Here is a 17,989-nt window from a genome sequence, read left to right as displayed (position 1 = left end):
ATTTTCCTTTGATGTCGGATAAATAGCAATCACTTTTTCTGGTCGTGAGAAGATCTCTTTTCGGTTAAATTGTTCTACCATATAACCGTATAGACGTCTAGATTTCTAATGATTGTGTGGTAGGATGAACAAAAAGCAGGGATAGGGCGAAAAAAGTGACTTGTATAAAGCATCGGATAGCAAAGCAGCTTCAACAACGTATTTTATTGATCGATGGTGGTATGGGCACCATGATTCAGGGATACAACTTACAAGAGGATGATTATCGCGGAGAACGTTTTGCTGACTGGCACTGCGATGTAAAAGGTAATAATGATCTTCTTGTGTTGACCCAACCCGATTTAATTAAAGAAATTCATTCGAGTTATCTTGAAGCGGGCGCTGATATTCTTGAAACTAATACATTCAACGCAACCGCCATTGCTATGGCTGACTATGATATGCAGTCATATAGTGAAGAGATCAACTTTGCCGCTGCTCAGTTGGCTCGGGAGACGGCAGATCAATGGACCGCGAAAACCCCGGATCGCCCTCGCTATGTTGCAGGTGTACTGGGGCCGACTAACCGGACATGTTCTATTTCTCCTGATGTGAATGATCCGGGGTTTCGTAACGTCACTTTTGATAGTTTAGTCAAAGCTTATTCTGAATCGACTCGTGCCCTGATTAAAGGTGGTGTTGATCTGATTATGCTGGAAACAATCTTTGATACGTTGAATGCGAAAGCTTGTGCCTTCGCTGTTGATAGCGTGTTTGAAGAATTAAATACGACTTTGCCTGTTATGATTTCCGGCACCATTACCGATGCTTCCGGCCGAACCCTATCTGGCCAGACAACAGAGGCATTTTATAACTCACTACGCCATGTTCAGCCCTTATCATTCGGATTAAATTGTGCGCTTGGTCCCGATGAATTGCGGCCTTATGTTGAAGAATTATCCCGAATTTCTGAATCTTTTATCTCAGCTCACCCCAATGCCGGATTACCCAATGCTTTCGGTGAATATGATCTGTCTCCCGAAGAGATGGCGGAGCATATCGGTGAGTGGGCCAGGGCCGGTTTCTTGAATTTAGTCGGTGGATGTTGTGGGACGACTCCTGAGCATATCCGTCATATCGCGTTAGCTGTAGAAGGGGTTGCACCTCGTTCCTTACCAGATATTCCCATAGCATGTCGATTATCAGGATTAGAGCCGCTGTTGATTGAGAAGGACTCGCTTTTTGTCAATGTCGGAGAACGGACAAACGTAACGGGTTCGGCCAGATTTAAACGTCTCATTAAAGAAGAGCAGTACGATGAAGCTTTAGATGTTGCCAGACAACAAGTCGAAAATGGTGCTCAGATTATTGATATCAACATGGATGAAGGAATGCTCGATGCGGAAGCCTGTATGACACGTTTCTTAAATTTGTGTGCTTCTGAGCCTGACATTTCCAAAGTTCCGGTGATGGTTGACTCATCCAAATGGGAGGTCATCGAATCCGGATTAAAATGTATTCAGGGCAAAGGGATTGTGAATTCAATTTCTTTGAAAGAAGGCAGAGATAAATTTGTTCATCAGGCTAAATTGATTCGTCGCTATGGTGCAGCCGTCGTTGTGATGGCATTTGATGAAATGGGTCAGGCAGATACCCGCGAGAGGAAAATTGAAATTTGTACCAAAGCTTATCGCATACTCGTTGATGAGGTTGGTTTTCCTCCGGAAGATATCATCTTTGATCCCAATATTTTCGCCGTTGCAACGGGGATTGACGACCATAACAACTATGCGGTTGATTTTATTAATGCTGTCGGTGATATCAAAAGAGAACTGCCTTATGCGATGGTCTCGGGTGGAGTTTCGAATGTTTCTTTCTCATTTCGCGGCAACAACTATGTGCGGGAAGCGATTCATGCCGTATTCCTTTATCACTGTTTTAAGAATGGTATGGATATGGGGATCGTCAATGCCGGTCAGCTTGAGATCTATGACAATGTGCCTGAAAAACTGAGGAATGCGGTTGAAGATGTCATTCTCAATCGAAGAGATGACGGTACGGAGCGTTTGCTGGAAATTGCAGATGAGTATCGTGAAAATGCGGTGGGTAAAGCGGACGATGCCTCAGCATTAGAATGGCGGACATGGCCTGTTTCTAAGCGTCTTGAACATGCATTAGTGAAAGGTATTACGGAGTTTATTACTGAAGATACAGAAGAAGCGAGACAACAAGCGTCGAAACCATTAGAAGTGATCGAAGGTCCTCTCATGGATGGGATGAACGTCGTCGGAGATTTGTTCGGTGAAGGGAAAATGTTTCTCCCTCAGGTGGTTAAATCGGCTCGGGTGATGAAACAGGCGGTTGCCTTTCTTGAACCGTACATAAATGCGGAGAAACAAGTCGGCAGTACCAACGGAAAAATATTGCTGGCCACCGTGAAGGGTGACGTACACGATATTGGGAAAAATATCGTCGGTGTTGTATTGCAATGTAACAACTATGAGATCATTGATCTTGGGGTGATGGTTTCTTGTGAACAGATACTCAAAGTTGCGAAAGAAGAGCAGGTTGATATTGTCGGTTTATCTGGATTAATTACGCCATCATTAGATGAGATGGTTCATGTTGCCAAAGAAATGGAACGGCAGGGGTTTGAGCTGCCGTTGCTGATTGGTGGTGCAACAACATCGAAGGCGCATACAGCGGTGAAGATTGAGCAAAATTACCATCAACCAGTGGTTTATGTAAACAATGCCTCCCGGGCAGTTGGTGTTTGTACATCTTTGCTTTCGAATGAGTTACGGCCGGGGTTTGTTGAGAAGCTGAATATTGACTATGAACGGACGCGGGATCAACATGCCCGTAAAACGCCTAAAACCCGCCCGGTCACACTGGAGGAAGCGCAGGCGAATCGTGTCGCGATTGATTGGGACAATTATACGCCACCTGTACCGGTGAAAAGTGGTGTACACGTATTTGATGATTTTGATATTGGGATATTACGTCGTTATATCGACTGGACACCATTTTTTATGACGTGGTCACTGATGGGCAAGTACCCGGCTATTCTGGATCATGAAGAGGTGGGCGAAGAGGCGCGTCGTCTGTTCAATGATGCTAATGAATTTCTCGATCGCGTTGAGCGCGAAGGTCTCATGAAAGCACGAGGCATTTGTGCTTTGTTCCCTGCGGCAAGTGTTGGTGATGATATTGAAGTTTATCATGATGAATCTCGTCAAGATGTCGCCCATCGTTTACACCACTTGCGGCAGCAAACACAAAAGCCGAAAGGGTATAACTATTGTCTGTCTGACTACATTGCACCAAAGAGCAGTGGTAAAAAAGACTGGATTGGTGCTTTTGCTGTCACGGGTGGAATCGGTGAACGAGAACTGGCCGATGCATATAAAGCGCAAGGCGACGATTACAATGCCATCATGGTTCAAGCTGTTGCCGACCGATTGGCTGAAGCATTTGCTGAATACTTGCATGAACGGGTGCGCAAAGAGATCTGGGGTTATGCCGCGGATGAGCGTTTGACGAATGATGAATTGATCCGAGAAAAGTATCAGGGTATCAGGCCTGCTCCCGGTTACCCTGCTTGTCCGGAGCATACGGAAAAAGCCACCATCTGGGACATGCTTCAAGTTGAAGAAAAGATCGGGATGTCTTTAACAACAAGTTATGCAATGTGGCCTGGTGCATCTGTGTCTGGCTGGTATTTCTCTCATCCCGATTCCCGCTATTTTGCTGTGGCGAGGATTCAGGAAGATCAACTGCTGAGCTATGTTGAACGAAAAGGTTGGGAGCGGGAAGACGCTGAAAAATGGCTTGCACCGAATATGGCATAACCAATTTTGGCATGACTGAGTAACAATAAGACCCCGCAGTGCGGGGCCTTATTGTTATATGATTTACCCGATAGTCAGGGTATTAAAAACATAAGCTTAGAATGGAATATCGTCATCGAAATCCATTGGTGGTTCATTGTATTGTGGTTGTGGTGTCGATTGTTGCTGAGGTTGCTGCTGATGCGCTGCTTGTGATTGCGGCTGTTGAGGCTGTCCCCATCCACTGTTTTGTTGTTGAGCTTGCATCCCCGGCTGAGACTGCGTTTGACCACCAGAGCCTTGGCGACCACCTAGCATTTGCATCACACCGTTAAACCCTTGAACAACAACTTCAGTTGTATAACGCTCCTGACCGCTTTGATCCTGCCATTTCCGCGTTTGCAGCTGTCCTTCAATATATACCTGAGAACCTTTGCGTAGGTATTCTCCTGCGACTTCTGCCAACTTTCCGAACAGGGCGACACGGTGCCACTCGGTTTTTTCTCTTTGCTCACCCGTTGTCTTATCGCGCCATGTTTCCGATGTTGCAATCGTGATGTTCGCAACTGCACCGCCACTTGGCATGTAACGAACTTCAGGATCACTTCCAAGGTTCCCAACTAATATAACTTTGTTTACTCCACGGCTTGCCATGCTTTGCTCCGTCATCTCATGATGTATCTATTCAGCGCATAGGATACCACGCTTGATAAAGGTCTCAACTACCTTACTGAATTCTGATCGCAATTCATCTAAAAGTCTCGGAAATTACACCACTTTTTCAATCCCACTCGATTTTTTTAAAACTGATAGACTTCATATTTTCAAGGTCGCAAGACGTTGCACGATAAACAATTGATTGAATTAGAAGAGTTTTTTCTGTTCTGGCATGTTGTTCGATATTCCATCAGCACACCGACAGACCTATGAAAAGATCAAATTACAGCAGAGTGCTTTATGTCCTCTATCCCGATAATCAAGAACCCTCAACGCTCTATCATGAAATCGAGGTCGCACTAGGACAGATACTCCCCAAAATTCAACCCCGGCAATTTATGCTGTCTCATCAGACCGATCGGCACAAAATACTCCTGTTTGATTATCAACAAAAAGAAGTATTGCTATCCCGCTTGAATATGGATGACGCACTGGATTTGTGCCTCGAAACCGTAGTTATCAATGTTGAGAAGCGCCCGAGAACAGAAGAGCTTCTCCAGCTCGGTAATTTGAAAGGGCTGTTTTATCGTAGTGATCCGATTGAATTGATCATTGCTGCGTTGCGCGAAATCCGAGAGGGGCAAATTTATTTACCGCGACATATTTGTGGCCAGCTTCTTCATTACTATCGCCATTTATTTAACAATAAAAATGTCAGTGCGGCGATATCTTTGACGTCTAGAGAGTTGGAAATCCTGCGTTGTCTGAAAACGGGGGCATCGAACACACAAATTGCAGATAATCTGTTTATCAGTGAATTTACGGTCAAATCACATTTGTATCAGATTTTTAAGAAAATCTCTGTGAAAAACCGCACTCAAGCCACAACATGGGCAAAACAGAATCTAGTCTCATAAATGAGTCAGTAGTATGATTTGACGGTATCTTTTCAATCCCTAAATCACCCTGCTGAGTAAGTCGTGATACAGTGAATAAAGTTGATGGAAAACCTGAATACAACAAGGTAATGAAATATGATTAAAAAATGTCTCTTCCCTGCAGCCGGCTATGGAACCCGTTTTTTGCCCGCAACTAAATCAATGCCGAAAGAAATGATGCCGGTCGTGAACAAACCTTTGATCGAGTACGGGGTTGATGAGGCAATTCAGGCAGGCATGAATGGGATGTGTATTGTGACTGGGCGAGGAAAGCACTCGATCATGGATCATTTTGATATGAACTATGAACTGGAGCACCAGATTAAGGGAACCAACAAAGAAAAGTTGCTTGTCGATATTCGTAAAATCATTGAAACCACGAATTTTACTTATATTCGTCAACGTGAAATGAAAGGGTTGGGTCATGCCATTCTTACCGGTCGGGAACTCGTCGGAGATGAGCCGTTTGCTGTTGTACTTGCTGATGACCTGTGTGTCAGTGAAGGAGATGGTGTTCTTGCCCAAATGGTGGCGTTGTTCAAACAATTCCGCTGTTCAATCGTCGCGGTGCAGGAAGTACCTGAAGATGAAACACACAAGTACGGTGTGATTGCTGGTGAAATGATCAAAGATGATCTGTTCCGGGTCGATGATATGGTTGAAAAACCAGAGGCGGGTGCTGCTCCAAGTAATCTGGCCATTATTGGTCGTTATATTCTGACGCCGGATATCTTCGACTTAATCGAACAAACCGAACCGGGTAAAGGTGGAGAAATTCAAATTACCGATGCTTTGCTAAAACAGGCGAAATCTGGTTGCGTGCTGGCCTATAAATTTAAAGGACATCGTTTCGATTGTGGGAGTGTCGAAGGTTATATTGAAGCCACGAACTACTGTTTTGAACATCTTTATCAGAAGAATCCGGATCAAGTTGAACTCAATAAACATTCAACGCAGAAAGGTGAACAAGCGGTTTCAGCTTGATCTAACGACCCGCGAGAATGAGCGACATCCGGCGCTCATTCTTTTATCAAAATACTGTTTTTTTATACAGCAATACTTTGCTCATATCTGACTCTATGTAATACTAGGTTATTGCCACATGTTACCAGAGCATAGAAGATGGATAGTATTGACGTTCGGGGCGCTCGTACCCACAATTTAAAAAATATCAGTCTGACACTTCCGCGTGACAAACTCATCGTTGTCACTGGGTTATCCGGTTCAGGAAAGTCTTCCCTCGCTTTTGACACGTTATATGCTGAGGGGCAAAGACGTTATGTTGAGTCTCTGTCGGCTTATGCCCGACAGTTTCTGTCTTTAATGGAAAAACCCGATGTTGATCATATCGAAGGTTTGTCTCCAGCCATTTCTATTGAACAAAAATCAACCTCACATAACCCGCGTTCAACGGTCGGTACTATCACTGAAATCTACGATTATCTGCGTCTGCTTTATGCCCGGGTTGGAGAGCCCCGCTGTCCGGAGCATCATACCCCGCTGGCTGCACAGACGATAAGTCAGATGGTGGATAAAGTTCTTGAGCTTCCGGAAGGGGCTCGGCTGATGTTGCTTTCTCCCATTGTCAAAGAACGGAAGGGAGAACATGTTAAAACACTGGCAAATCTTGCTGCACAGGGATTTATCCGCGCCAGAATTGATGGTGAAATCAGTGACCTTTCCGATCCACCGACATTAGAACTTCATAAGAAGCATACGATTGAGGTGATTGTCGACCGTTTTAAAGTGCGTTCAGATTTGCAGCAGCGTTTGGCTGAGTCTTTTGAAACCGCGTTAGAACTGTCCGGTGGGATTGTGGTTGTCGCACCGATGGATGAGGCGGGTGATGAAATCGTATTTTCATCTAATTTTGCCTGTTCACATTGTGGTTACAGTATGCAGGAACTGGAGCCGCGACTGTTCTCATTTAATAATCCAGCCGGTGCCTGTCACTCTTGCGATGGGTTAGGCGTGCAACAATATTTTGATCCATCCCGCGTCGTTCAGGATAAAAGTCTCAGTTTGGCAAATGGGGCAATTCGTGGTTGGGACAAGAAGAACTTCTATTATTTTCAAATGTTGACGTCACTTGCTGAGCACTACAATTTTGATTTGACGACGCCTTTCGAAAAATTACCGAAGAAAATCCAAAATGTCGTTCTGCAAGGCTCAGGAACACAGTCGATTGAGTTTAAATATGTCAATGATCGCGGTGATATCCGGATAAAATCTCATCCTTTTGAGGGAATTCTAAGTAATCTCGAAAGGCGATACCGAGAGACTGAATCGAATTCAGTCCGGGAAGATCTGGTTAAATTTATCTCGACTAAACCTTGTGCCAGCTGTCACGGAACTCGGCTTCGACAAGAAGCTCGCCATGTGTTTGTCAATGAAACCACGCTTCCTGAAGTTGTTGAGCTGAGTATCGCAGAAGCACTGACTTTCTTTGAGTCGTTGCAATTGACGGGGCAAAAAGCACAAATAGCTGAAAAGGTCATGAAAGAGATCAATGACCGACTCCGGTTTCTGGTTAATGTCGGCCTGAATTATCTCAATCTCTCTCGCAGCGCCGAAACGCTGTCCGGTGGCGAAGCGCAAAGAATTCGCTTAGCAAGCCAAATCGGAGCGGGTCTGGTCGGGGTGATGTATGTGCTGGATGAACCTTCGATTGGGTTGCATCAACGTGATAACGAAAGATTACTGCAAACGCTGACGCACTTGCGTGATTTAGGCAACACCGTGATTGTCGTTGAACATGATGAAGACGCCATTCGGACTGCCGACTACATTGTTGATATTGGGCCGGGAGCCGGTGTGCATGGCGGACATATTGTTGCTCAGGGCGATGTCGAGCAAGTGATTGCGACACCGGAATCATTGACCGGACAATATTTGAGTGGTGCAAAATCGATAGCCATTCCTGCACAAAGAATACCGTATGATGCCAAGAAAGTTGTCGAACTCTCCGGAGCCAGCGGTAACAATCTCAAAGATGTTACGTTGACGGTTCCCATTGGACTCTTTACCTGCGTAACCGGCGTTTCAGGGTCGGGTAAATCGACTTTAATCAATGATACGTTCTATAAAATTGCCCACATTGAACTCAATGGTGCCAGTGCTGAAGAGCCAGCGCCTTACAAAAAAATCAAAGGGCTGGATCAGCTTGATAAAGTTATTGATATCGACCAAAGCCCTATTGGTCGGACACCGCGTTCTAATCCTGCAACGTATACCGGAATCTTTACGCCGATCCGTGAGTTATTTGCCGGAACACAAGAGTCTCGTTCCAGAGGTTATAAGCCCGGGCGGTTCAGCTTTAATGTCCGGGGCGGGCGCTGTGAAGCATGTCAGGGTGATGGCGTGATTAAAGTGGAAATGCACTTCCTGCCGGATGTCTATGTGCCATGTGATATCTGTAAAGGGAAACGTTATAACCGAGAAACTTTGGAAGTGAAATATAAAGGCAAAACCATTGACGAAGTACTTGAAATGACAGTGGAAGATGCCAGAACTTTCTTTGATCCGGTTCCTGTGATTGCCAGAAAATTGCAGACATTGATGGATGTCGGGCTTTCTTATATTCGTTTAGGTCAGGCAGCAACCACGCTTTCCGGTGGTGAAGCTCAGCGGGTCAAGCTTGCCAGAGAGCTGTCTAAGCGCGATACCGGTAAAACCTTGTACATTCTTGATGAGCCGACAACTGGTCTGCATTTCGATGATATTCAGCAATTGCTTACGGTACTTCATCGGTTGAGAGACCATGGCAATACAGTGGTGGTCATCGAACATAACTTAGATGTGATTAAAACGGCCGACTGGGTTGTCGATCTGGGTCCTGAAGGTGGTCAAGGCGGCGGAGAAATCATCGCTCAAGGGACTCCGGAAGCGGTGTCCAAAGTGACGGGTTCTCATACCGCACGTTTCTTGAAACCTATGTTAGAATAGCTTCCATAACATACTTCCTGTAGGGAGACGAAGCGTAACGAAGCAATTTTACGTGGCAACATCGTCTCCCCCACAACATGAATGAGACTATGGCGATACTGATCGTGCGGGGAACAAGGCTTGAGCCATCTCCGGTAAAACTGCCTTTAAATCGACCTTTTTTATTTGTTCTCGGGATGCTATACCTCATTTTTCTGCATTTCCCGAGTGATCTGAATGTCGGTGCTGGTTTAACACTACTGTTTAATATGACGACTTGGTTTTGGGTCAGTATTGCTATTTCAGTCGGTGTATTTCAGATGATCCGGGCCGAGAAGATCAGGTATTCAAAACTGACGTTCGGTCTCTTGGTCTGCTGTTTACTGCTGACACTACCGCTGTTTTATGATCACGCCTCGGTTTCACTGTCAGCATATCGTGTGATTGCTTTATGGGGCGGATTTCTTCTCTTTGTGGTGCTTCAGCAGTTTCGCTTTAGCAACAAGCATAAACACCGGCTCATCTGGTTGATCGTATTGTCTGCATTGGTTGAGAGCGGACTGGCTTATTATCAGTTATTCGTCGATCCGGCCCAAGTACCACTGGGCGTATTTCCCTCGGTCAATACATTCGCGACGTACCTTGCAACAGGTCTTTTGGCATCTGGATATTTGCTTTCCCGGTATTTGAAAAAGTATCAGGCTCAATTTAGCATTGCCAGTCTGCTCTATATCACGCCATTACTGTGTATGCCTTTATTGGTGTTACTCCGCTCGGTTACGGGGTGGGGAGTAACACTGATCGGCATTGTGATGATTTTTCCTTACTTGTATCGATTTGCCAGTCGGAAAAGACTTTGGGGGTGGGGCATCTCCATTATGCTGGGTCTGCTGAGCGGACTTATTTTGATTCAGGTGCTTTACACCACACCGTTTAACGCTCAATACATCAAGCGATTATCACCGTTATCGGACAGTCTGGCTCAGACCACTGATATGTTCATCGAGAAACCGTTTACGGGGTATGGCTACGGTCACTTTGAAGAAGAATATGTGCTTTATAGCGCCCGGCAACATCAATTAAACCCGAGTTATCCATCACCGTTAGCCGGGTTGTCACATCCGCATAATGAAGTGCTTTATTGGGGCATTGAAGGTGGTATTCTGCCGATTTTCGCAATTACATTAGCCGCTTTATTTGTACTGGGGCGTATTTATGGTGCGAAACCTAAAACCCGTCTTGCAACCTTGTCATTGCTTTTTCCTATTGTCATGACCAGTCAGGTCGATGATGTGTTCAGTCAGTCTGCGATTCACTGGGTTACCTTCATCATTCTCTTGTTTTGGGTTGACCAACGTGTCGCAAAATATAGAAGTGTGCCTATCCATCGCCTGACAACCCGAGGGTTAAATGGAGTGGGAATCTTACTTCCTATCTTAGCATTACTTTATTGTGGCGAATTGCTTCGGGCACAAAGCTTATTGATGCAATACAAACAGGGGCAATATATCTCACGACAGGCACAACAGTATGTGCCTGTCGTCTGGCATGATCAATTGATGAAAGTGCAGTTGATTGACCAGTTGAAGCAAAAGAATCCGCAACAGCATCGGCAGCCGCTGAGTACCTACGTACCTTGGCTGCTTGAGTTGATCCAGCGGCAGCCAAGGCCAGAATACTATCAGTTGCTCATGGCGTTATATCAGCATATCGGAGATATCAATCGTGCAGAGCAATCACGGATCGAGGCTGAGTTTTTATTTCCTCACTATCCTTTTGTGCTCCCGGACAAACAGCCTATCGTACAGTCCGATCCTGAGTAATTTCATTGCTTGCTCTGTGTGAGCGCATCTTCCAATGCTTTCAGGCAGAGTGCGATATTTTCGGGTCGGGCGCTATATCCCATCAGCCCGATTCGCCACGCATTACCGGCAAACTGGCCTAATCCTGCACCAATTTCCAAATTATACTGGTGCAATAAATAACTTCTGACCCACGCATCGTCAATCCCTTCAGGAATTCGGACGGTATTCAGTTGTGGCAACCGTTCTGATGCTTCAACGACAAACGTCAGCCCCAGTTGTTCGAGTCCCTGTTTCAGTTGTTGATGCATTTGCTGGTGGCGATGCCATGACGACGCCAGTGATTCTTCTTGTAACAGCACTAGCGACTCATGGAGTGCGTATAACGTATTCACCGGTGCGGTGTGGTGATAGCTTCGTTTCTGTTGGCCACTCCAGTACCCCATGACCAAAGTTTGATCGAGAAACCAACTCTGGACCGGGGTTTTACGGGCTTTGATGGTCTCAATTGCTGCCTGAGAAAATGTCAGGGGAGACAGGCCGGGAACACAGGAAAGACACTTTTGGCTCCCCGAGTAAACTGCGTCGAGCTGCCATTCATCTACTGCTAAAGGGACACCGCCTAATGAAGTGACTGCATCTACGATGGTCAACAAACCGTACTGCTTGGCCAAATGACCTAGCGCTTTTGCATCACTGAGTGCTCCGGTTGACGTCTCGGCATGGACAAACGCTAATACTTTCGCATCCGGATGTTCTTGAATGGCCTGTTCGACTTTTTCAACGGAAACACTTTCTCCCCATGCGTTATCCACCAGCACTGCGTTGGCACCACAACGGATCACATTCTCCCGCATTCGTTCGCCAAAAACGCCGTTTCGGCAGACGATTACCTTGTCTCCCGGTTCCAGTAAATTGACGAAACAGGCTTCCATTCCGGCACTGCCGGGGGCAGAAATCGCAATCGTAAATTCATTTTCGGTCTGAAATGCATATTGTAAGAGAGACTTCAATTCATCCATCATTTGAATAAATAACGGGTCAAGGTGCCCGATTGTCGGTCGGCTTAAGGCCTGTAAAACCCGAGGATGAATATCAGACGGGCCGGGGCCCATAAGTGTTCTTTGCGGTGGGAAAAAACTTTGTACAGTCACAAGCTGACTCCTTTCATTGACACTGATCGGCAAGTTATCAGGCTAACGCTTATCCGTAAGGAAAGCTATCCGACACAAGTCTAGTTGTGTATTTTTCTACGATTTGAGTATTTGGGTAAAAATTGACCTACTTGATTCAATTTGTCATTGACATTGATAGGACAAAAACGTTCAATACCTAAGCTATTAAGCAGAAGAGGAGCACTGCCCAGGCAGGTATTCTGTGGAGCCTCAACTCCAAGACAGAATATTCAGGGGGAGTAGTGCCGAGACAGTCCAGAGTTGTGGATTTGGATTGTCGGGTGAATGGGCTGAATCCCGTCAACTGTCATCAGTGCTAACTGATGAAGAGCTTCTGAGGTCTACTCTCATCGAATCGCCTCTATTTTTGCTCTAGAAATACTCTCTTCGAACATTGGACGTTGGTTACCCAACACAATATTTTTATTTTAGGAAGTCGTGGGAGAAATGCCGTGAGTGCATTCAATGTCGCCAAATTTGGCGGAACAAGCGTGGCAAACTTCGAAGCAATGAGTCGTTGTGCTGCCGTCATCGAAAGTAATCCTGACACCAAGCTTGTTGTCAGTAGTGCCTGCTCTGGTGTGACAAATCTGCTGGTTGAACTTGCCAACGGTGTTCAGGATACAGAAAGACGTACCTCTATCTTAGAACAATTAGCTAATATCCATTTTTCAATTATTGAATCGTTGCAAGAACAAGATTCAGTCAAAGAAGCGGTTCAGGCTATTCTTGACACGGTGACGAGCCTGGCAGACGCAGCATCGTTTCAGACCAGTAATAAACTGACCGACCATTTGGTTGCCTGTGGTGAATTAATTTCGACGCATATTTTGACTCAAGTTCTCAAAGAACGGGGTATCGATGCCGTCAGATTTGATATTCGAGATGTGTTACGCACCGATGATTACTATGGCAGGGCTGAACCACAAGTCGAAGCCACGGGCATGCAAGCGAAAGAGAAACTGGCACCATTGTGTAAAAAACATCTGGTGGTGACACAGGGATTCATCGGTTCCGATGAGCAGGGCAATACAACCACGTTGGGCCGCGGTGGGAGTGACTACTCAGCGGCACTGATTGCAGAAGCGGTTCAGGCATCCGGGCTGGAAATCTGGACGGATGTTCCCGGAATTTATACCACGGATCCACGCATTGTGCCTAATGCTGCGCCGATTCCTGAAATTAGCTTCAATGAAGCTTCAGAAATGGCGAACTTTGGCGCAAAAATCTTGCATCCTTCAACGTTGCTGCCTGCGCTTCGGCATGGGATTCCCGTTTTTGTCGGTTCATCGAAAGAGCCGGAGAAGGGGGGCACATGGATTCGGAAACGCGTTGAAAACTCACCTTATTTCCGGGCGCTGGCATTACGGGCCAATCAAACCATGGTGACGATTCGCAGTGCTAAAATGTTCCACGCATATGGCTTTTTGGCCAAAGTTTTTGAAATTCTGGCTAAGCATAAAATCTCAGTCGATTTGATTACCACGTCAGAGATTAGTGTATCGATCACGCTGGATAAAACGGACACGGCTGGTGGTGCGCCAGAGCTTCCTGCGGCAGCCCGAGCAGAGTTGGAAGAACTCGCTCATATTGAAGTCGAACGAAACCTGAGTCTGGTGGCTTTGATCGGGAACCATATGGAGACCAAGGGGTATGCCAAAGAAGTTTTCAGCACGCTGGGCGATTACAACATGCGTATGATTTGTTATGGCGCCAGTGATCATAATCTGTGTTTTCTTGTTGATGCTGACGACGCAAAAAGTGTCATCCAGAAACTGCATCAAGATCTGTTTGAGCCGCAAGACAACGACTAAAACCATCGAGAAAACAAGTCAGAATATTCACAAGAGGTTGGCGATGCCAACCTCTTTTTTTATGCCATTTTCGGTTTGCTCGTGCTTCGTCAATAGTGTCGAGACGAAGTGTCGAGCATGATTAATTTGGTGGATGATTTGTTTGCGATATCGAGGGTTTTAGAACTTGTTTGTTTTTAACGTATTGATTTTTAATGGATAAAAATAAAACCAATACGAATGGCATGGTTATTGCCCCCTGAGTTGATTATTTAGCTGTCAGGGGATGCTATGAAAAAATTTGTAGTTGCCGATCCTAAGAAGTGTATCGGATGTCAAACATGCATGGCTGCCTGTTCTGATGTTCACCAGAAAGTCGGATTGCAAAGTCACCCGCGTCTGACTGTGGTGAAAAATAACGATACAACGGTTCCGGTCATGTGTCGTCATTGTGAAGATGCACCGTGCGCAACGGTCTGTCCGGTACAGGCAATCACCAAAGAGGCTGATCGGATCTTTCTGAATGAATCCATTTGTGTCGGATGCACACTGTGCGCGGTGGCTTGTCCGTTTGGTGCGATTGCACTGGATGGGAGTCGTCCGGTTTCTCATGCCAATAGTTATGACACTTATATACCGTCAACACCACGTTCCAGCAATCCATCGACTTCTGTGCCCCAAACGTTTGGGCATGATCTCTTGGCTTGGGAACCGGGGGTTAAAAGTATCGCGGTGAAATGTGACTTATGCGAATTCAGAGAGGAAGGACCCGCCTGTATGGAAGTCTGTCCGACCGAGGCAATTGTGTTGGTGAGTGATGATACAACGGAGCGTGCCCGCAAGCTCAAGCGAGAAGTGACGGCCAACAGCTCACCGATTGTGGATATGGAGAAATAACATGATGAGTCCTTTATCGCTGTTGGCTTTATCGATGGGGTGTTATCTCATCGCCTGTGTCGTGGCCTTGTTTGGCAATTCTCGACGAGAATCTTTTTGTGTCTCTCTTGCAAGTCTGTGTTCTACAGTTGGTGGCATTATCGGTGCGATCAGCGCTGGGTATGCGCTGGTCAGCCATCAGGTGTGGCAGGCACAGCTTTTTAGTCCTTTTCCTTTTGCGCAATTACTCATTCGTTTTGACGGATTAGCGGCATTTATGGTGCTGGTTATTTCTCTGATTGTCATTGCTGCCTCTATATACGGCTTACATTACATGAAAGAGTATCAGGGCAAAGGGGCATGGGGGATCAGCCTTTTTCTTAATCTGTTTGTCGCGTCGATGGTTGCGTTAGTTGTGGCAGATAATGCATTTTACTTCATCGTCTTTTTTGAAATGATGTCTCTGGCATCTTACTTTCTGGTGTTGGTTGAGCAGAGTGAAAAAAGTATTCGTGCTGGCTTACAGTATTTTCTTATTGCCCATGCCGGTTCTGTGCTGATCATGATTGCCTTCTTTATGCTTTACCGGGCCGCCGGAACGCTCAATTTCACCGATTTTTCCCACCTGTCCCTGTCTGCGTGGGAGTCGTCAGTTATCTTCTTACTGGCATTCTTTGGTTTTGGGGCAAAAGCCGGCATGATCACGTTACATAGCTGGTTACCTCAGGCGCACCCTGCCGCTCCTTCGCATGCATCGGCACTGATGTCCGGTGTGATGGTCAAAATTGGTGTGTTCGGCATCATTAAAGTCGGGCTTGTTTTTCTCGGTGGTGCAGAAGTCTGGTGGGGATATCTGGTGCTCGCCTTTGGCGCTTTCTCTTCTGTGCTGGGCGTCATGTATGCACTGGCAGAGCATGATATCAAACGCTTGCTCGCTTACCACACCGTGGAGAATGTCGGGATTATCTTAATGGGCGTTGGTGTGGCGATGATCGGGACGGCATCCGGTCACCCGGTTCTCGCGGCCTTAGGTTTGCTGGGCGGGCTTTATCATCTGCTCAATCATGCTGTGTTCAAAGGCTTACTTTTCCTTGGTGCCGGCTCGGTTATCTCTCAGGTTCATACCAAAGATATGGAAAGCATGGGTGGGCTAGGCAAGCTGATGCCTTATACCGCAATCACTTTCTTGATTGGCACCATGGCGATTTCTGCATTACCGCCACTCAATGGTTTTGTCAGTGAATGGTTCATTTATCAATCTTTGTTTCAAATGAGTCAGCAACATCATGTCTTTATGGTGACCGCGGGACTCGGCGCTGTTGTTATGCTGGCGATAACCGGGGCTTTGGCATGTATGTGTTTTGTGAAAGTCTATGGTATCTGTTTTACCGGAGCGCCGCGAACCAGAATAGGCAGTCAGGCACGAGAAGTCGGATGGTCGATGCTTGTTGGCACGGGATTTCTTGCTTTGCTGTGTATGATTCTCGGTGTCGGCTCTCCGTGGATTTCGCCTTACATTTCTGACGTTGCCACCAACACGCTGGCCATCACCCCGATTGATGTCCAGCAGGGAATGGCACTTCATCCGGTCTCAACCACGCAGGCCATTCTTTCGACACCGGTCATTACCATCAGTTTGATTGTCCTGTTGATTGTTCCGTTTTTGGTCTTGTCTCTGTTTAAGAAACATCGTCTCGAACGGCGTCATCAAGGTCATCCATGGGCGTGTGGGTATGCTTATGAACAACGTATGACGGTTTCTGCGAGCGGATTTACGCAACCCCTGCGCTATATGTTCTCACCGATCTATCGTTTGCGGATCTCGCTCGACCCGTCTGGCTGGATGAAACGAACCTACCGGCAGGCGACGATTTCAGCGGCGGCTGTTGAGCCGGTATTTGACCGATTCTTAGTTCGACCTTGTTGTGATGCGGCGCTGAAGCTCGGTGACTGGGGGAGAAAGCTACAGGGCGGAGATTTCCGAATCTACTGTCTCTACATTGTGATAGCACTGATTGTGTTACTTATTATTCCGTTTGAATCAGGAGTGAAATGATGCCTGAACTACATATGCCTGAGATGAGCTGGATGGTGCTTGCGTTTGGTCAGGCTCTATTCATGCTGCTTTTGACACCGCTAGCCACCGGATTTTCACGTGTACTCAGAGCCAGAATTCATTCCCGACGCGGACCGGGGTTGCTACAAGATTATCGGGATATCGCCAAGTTACTGCGTCGTCAGCCGGTTGCTCCGGAGAATGCCGGCGGCATTTTCTGGGCGATGCCGTGGATCCTGATCGTCACGATGTTACTGATTGCGATGGCATTGCCGACTCTGACGCAAGTGTCGCCGTTTCCGATCTCCGGTGATGTGATTACGGATATCTATCTGTTGGCGATTTTTCGGTTCTTTTTTGCCTTAGCCGGGATTGATGCCAATAGCATGTTTGGTGGTATCGGTAGTAGTCGTGAGCTCACATTGGGGGTTCTGGTTGAGCCGGTTTTAATGCTGGCCATTTTTCTGATGGCTTTAATGGTGGGTTCGACCGATTTGGGGTACATCAGTCAGGGCATGTTAACTGAAACTCTCAATCAACCGATTCCTGTGGTTCTGGCCGGTGTTGCCTGTGCTTTTGCTGTGTTTATCGAAATGGGCAAACTACCGTTCGATGCTGCCGAAGCCGAGCAAGAATTGCAGGAAGGTCCGGTGACTGAATATTCCGGTTCGGGATTAGCGATGGTGAAGTTGGGACTGGGGCTGAAACAACTGGTGGTTGCTCAGCTATTCTTGGCGATTTTCTTTCCGTGGGGAAAGGCTGCCGAACTGACTTTGACTGCTTTGGTGATCGCGGGTGTGATTCTGGTGGTCAAGCTCATCGTGGTGTTCTTTCTGGCGGCATTGGTTGAAAACAGTATGGCACGTGTCCGTTTTCTGAATACTCACCGGCTGACCTGGTCCGCCTTTGCTTGTGCGGTTCTGGCACTCGCATTTTATATCATTCGATTGTGAGGTATT

General features: G+C 46.5%; 11 protein-coding genes and 1 riboswitch. Of the genes, 9 read left to right on the top strand and 2 right to left on the bottom strand.

Going from position 1 to position 17,989, the window contains the following annotated elements:
• Positions 1-155 precede the first annotated feature (155 nt).
• Positions 156-3,830 carry a methionine synthase gene (gene metH / locus MKS89_RS13740; protein ID WP_072958010.1) on the top strand — a complete coding sequence of 1,225 codons (3,675 nt, stop codon included), beginning with the start codon at positions 156-158 and terminating at the stop codon, positions 3,828-3,830.
• A 96-nt stretch (positions 3,831-3,926) separates the two neighbouring features.
• Here metH and MKS89_RS13735 read toward each other — a convergent pair whose 3' ends face one another.
• Positions 3,927-4,463 (bottom strand): single-stranded DNA-binding protein, encoded by a 537-nt coding sequence (locus MKS89_RS13735; RefSeq protein ID WP_072958012.1) that lies wholly within the window; start codon positions 4,461-4,463, stop codon positions 3,927-3,929.
• Between the two features lie 272 nt (positions 4,464-4,735).
• Between MKS89_RS13735 and MKS89_RS13730 the strand changes: the two genes are divergently transcribed.
• The 4 genes from MKS89_RS13730 (at position 4,736) to MKS89_RS13715 (ending at position 11,151) form a co-directional block, all read left to right on the top strand.
• The gene (locus MKS89_RS13730; RefSeq protein ID WP_072958014.1) at positions 4,736-5,383 is read left to right on the top strand and encodes a response regulator transcription factor; all 648 of its coding nucleotides are present in this window, start codon (positions 4,736-4,738) and stop codon (positions 5,381-5,383) included.
• Positions 5,384-5,500: 117 nt separating this feature from the next.
• Positions 5,501-6,388, top strand: a complete 888-nt coding sequence (gene galU / locus MKS89_RS13725; RefSeq protein WP_072958017.1) for a UTP--glucose-1-phosphate uridylyltransferase GalU — start codon at positions 5,501-5,503, stop codon at positions 6,386-6,388.
• Positions 6,389-6,526: 138 nt separating this feature from the next.
• Positions 6,527-9,349 (top strand): excinuclease ABC subunit UvrA, encoded by a 2,823-nt coding sequence (gene uvrA, locus MKS89_RS13720; RefSeq protein ID WP_072958019.1) that lies wholly within the window; start codon positions 6,527-6,529, stop codon positions 9,347-9,349.
• An 89-nt stretch (positions 9,350-9,438) separates the two neighbouring features.
• Positions 9,439-11,151: a PglL family O-oligosaccharyltransferase gene (locus MKS89_RS13715; protein ID WP_072958021.1), complete on the top strand. Its 1,713-nt coding sequence runs from the start codon at positions 9,439-9,441 to the stop codon at positions 11,149-11,151.
• Positions 11,152-11,153: 2 nt separating this feature from the next.
• Here the strand turns inward: MKS89_RS13715 and MKS89_RS13710 are convergent, their stop codons facing one another.
• On the bottom strand, positions 11,154-12,284 hold the full coding sequence (locus MKS89_RS13710; protein WP_072958023.1) for a pyridoxal-phosphate-dependent aminotransferase family protein: 1,131 nt from the start codon (positions 12,282-12,284) through the stop codon (positions 11,154-11,156).
• A gap of 186 nt (positions 12,285-12,470) precedes the next feature.
• Positions 12,471-12,647, top strand: a riboswitch (Lysine riboswitch).
• A 110-nt stretch (positions 12,648-12,757) separates the two neighbouring features.
• On the opposite strand from MKS89_RS13710, the gene lysC reads away from it, so the two are divergent.
• The 4 genes from lysC to MKS89_RS13690 all read left to right on the top strand — a co-directional run bounded on the left by lysC (position 12,758) and on the right by MKS89_RS13690 (position 17,983).
• Entirely contained in the window at positions 12,758-14,119 is a 1,362-nt protein-coding gene (gene lysC / locus MKS89_RS13705; RefSeq protein WP_072958026.1) for a lysine-sensitive aspartokinase 3, read from the top strand.
• Between the two features lie 270 nt (positions 14,120-14,389).
• Complete coding sequence (locus MKS89_RS13700; protein WP_072958029.1) at positions 14,390-14,995, top strand: 4Fe-4S dicluster domain-containing protein; 606 nt, start codon at positions 14,390-14,392, stop codon at positions 14,993-14,995.
• A 1-nt stretch (position 14,996) separates the two neighbouring features.
• Positions 14,997-17,030 carry a hydrogenase 4 subunit B gene (gene hyfB / locus MKS89_RS13695; protein WP_072958031.1) on the top strand — a complete coding sequence of 678 codons (2,034 nt, stop codon included), beginning with the start codon at positions 14,997-14,999 and terminating at the stop codon, positions 17,028-17,030.
• Positions 17,027-17,983 carry a respiratory chain complex I subunit 1 family protein gene (locus tag MKS89_RS13690; protein ID WP_278247334.1) on the top strand — a complete coding sequence of 319 codons (957 nt, stop codon included), beginning with the start codon at positions 17,027-17,029 and terminating at the stop codon, positions 17,981-17,983. The genes hyfB and MKS89_RS13690 overlap by 4 nt, the downstream gene beginning before the upstream one ends.
• Positions 17,984-17,989 lie beyond the last annotated feature (6 nt).

This window comes from Vibrio gazogenes (assembly GCF_023920225.1).
Classification (GTDB): Bacteria; Pseudomonadota; Gammaproteobacteria; order Enterobacterales; family Vibrionaceae; genus Vibrio; species Vibrio gazogenes.
This window is presented reverse-complemented; position numbering and strand designations above follow the sequence as displayed.

What these genes read in the sequence shown, in the direction of transcription:
- MKS89_RS13690 (WP_278247334.1), top strand. Translation starts at nt 17,027, where the DNA reads ATGATGCCTGAACTACATATGCCTGAGATGAGCTGGATGGTGCTTGCG.
- hyfB (WP_072958031.1), top strand. Translation starts at nt 14,997, where the DNA reads ATGATGAGTCCTTTATCGCTGTTGGCTTTATCGATGGGGTGTTATCTC.
- uvrA (WP_072958019.1), top strand. Translation starts at nt 6,527, where the DNA reads ATGGATAGTATTGACGTTCGGGGCGCTCGTACCCACAATTTAAAAAAT.
- MKS89_RS13735 (WP_072958012.1), bottom strand. Translation starts at nt 4,463, where the DNA reads ATGGCAAGCCGTGGAGTAAACAAAGTTATATTAGTTGGGAACCTTGGA.
- galU (WP_072958017.1), top strand. Translation starts at nt 5,501, where the DNA reads ATGATTAAAAAATGTCTCTTCCCTGCAGCCGGCTATGGAACCCGTTTT.
- MKS89_RS13715 (WP_072958021.1), top strand. Translation starts at nt 9,439, where the DNA reads ATGGCGATACTGATCGTGCGGGGAACAAGGCTTGAGCCATCTCCGGTA.
- MKS89_RS13730 (WP_072958014.1), top strand. Translation starts at nt 4,736, where the DNA reads ATGAAAAGATCAAATTACAGCAGAGTGCTTTATGTCCTCTATCCCGAT.
- MKS89_RS13700 (WP_072958029.1), top strand. Translation starts at nt 14,390, where the DNA reads ATGAAAAAATTTGTAGTTGCCGATCCTAAGAAGTGTATCGGATGTCAA.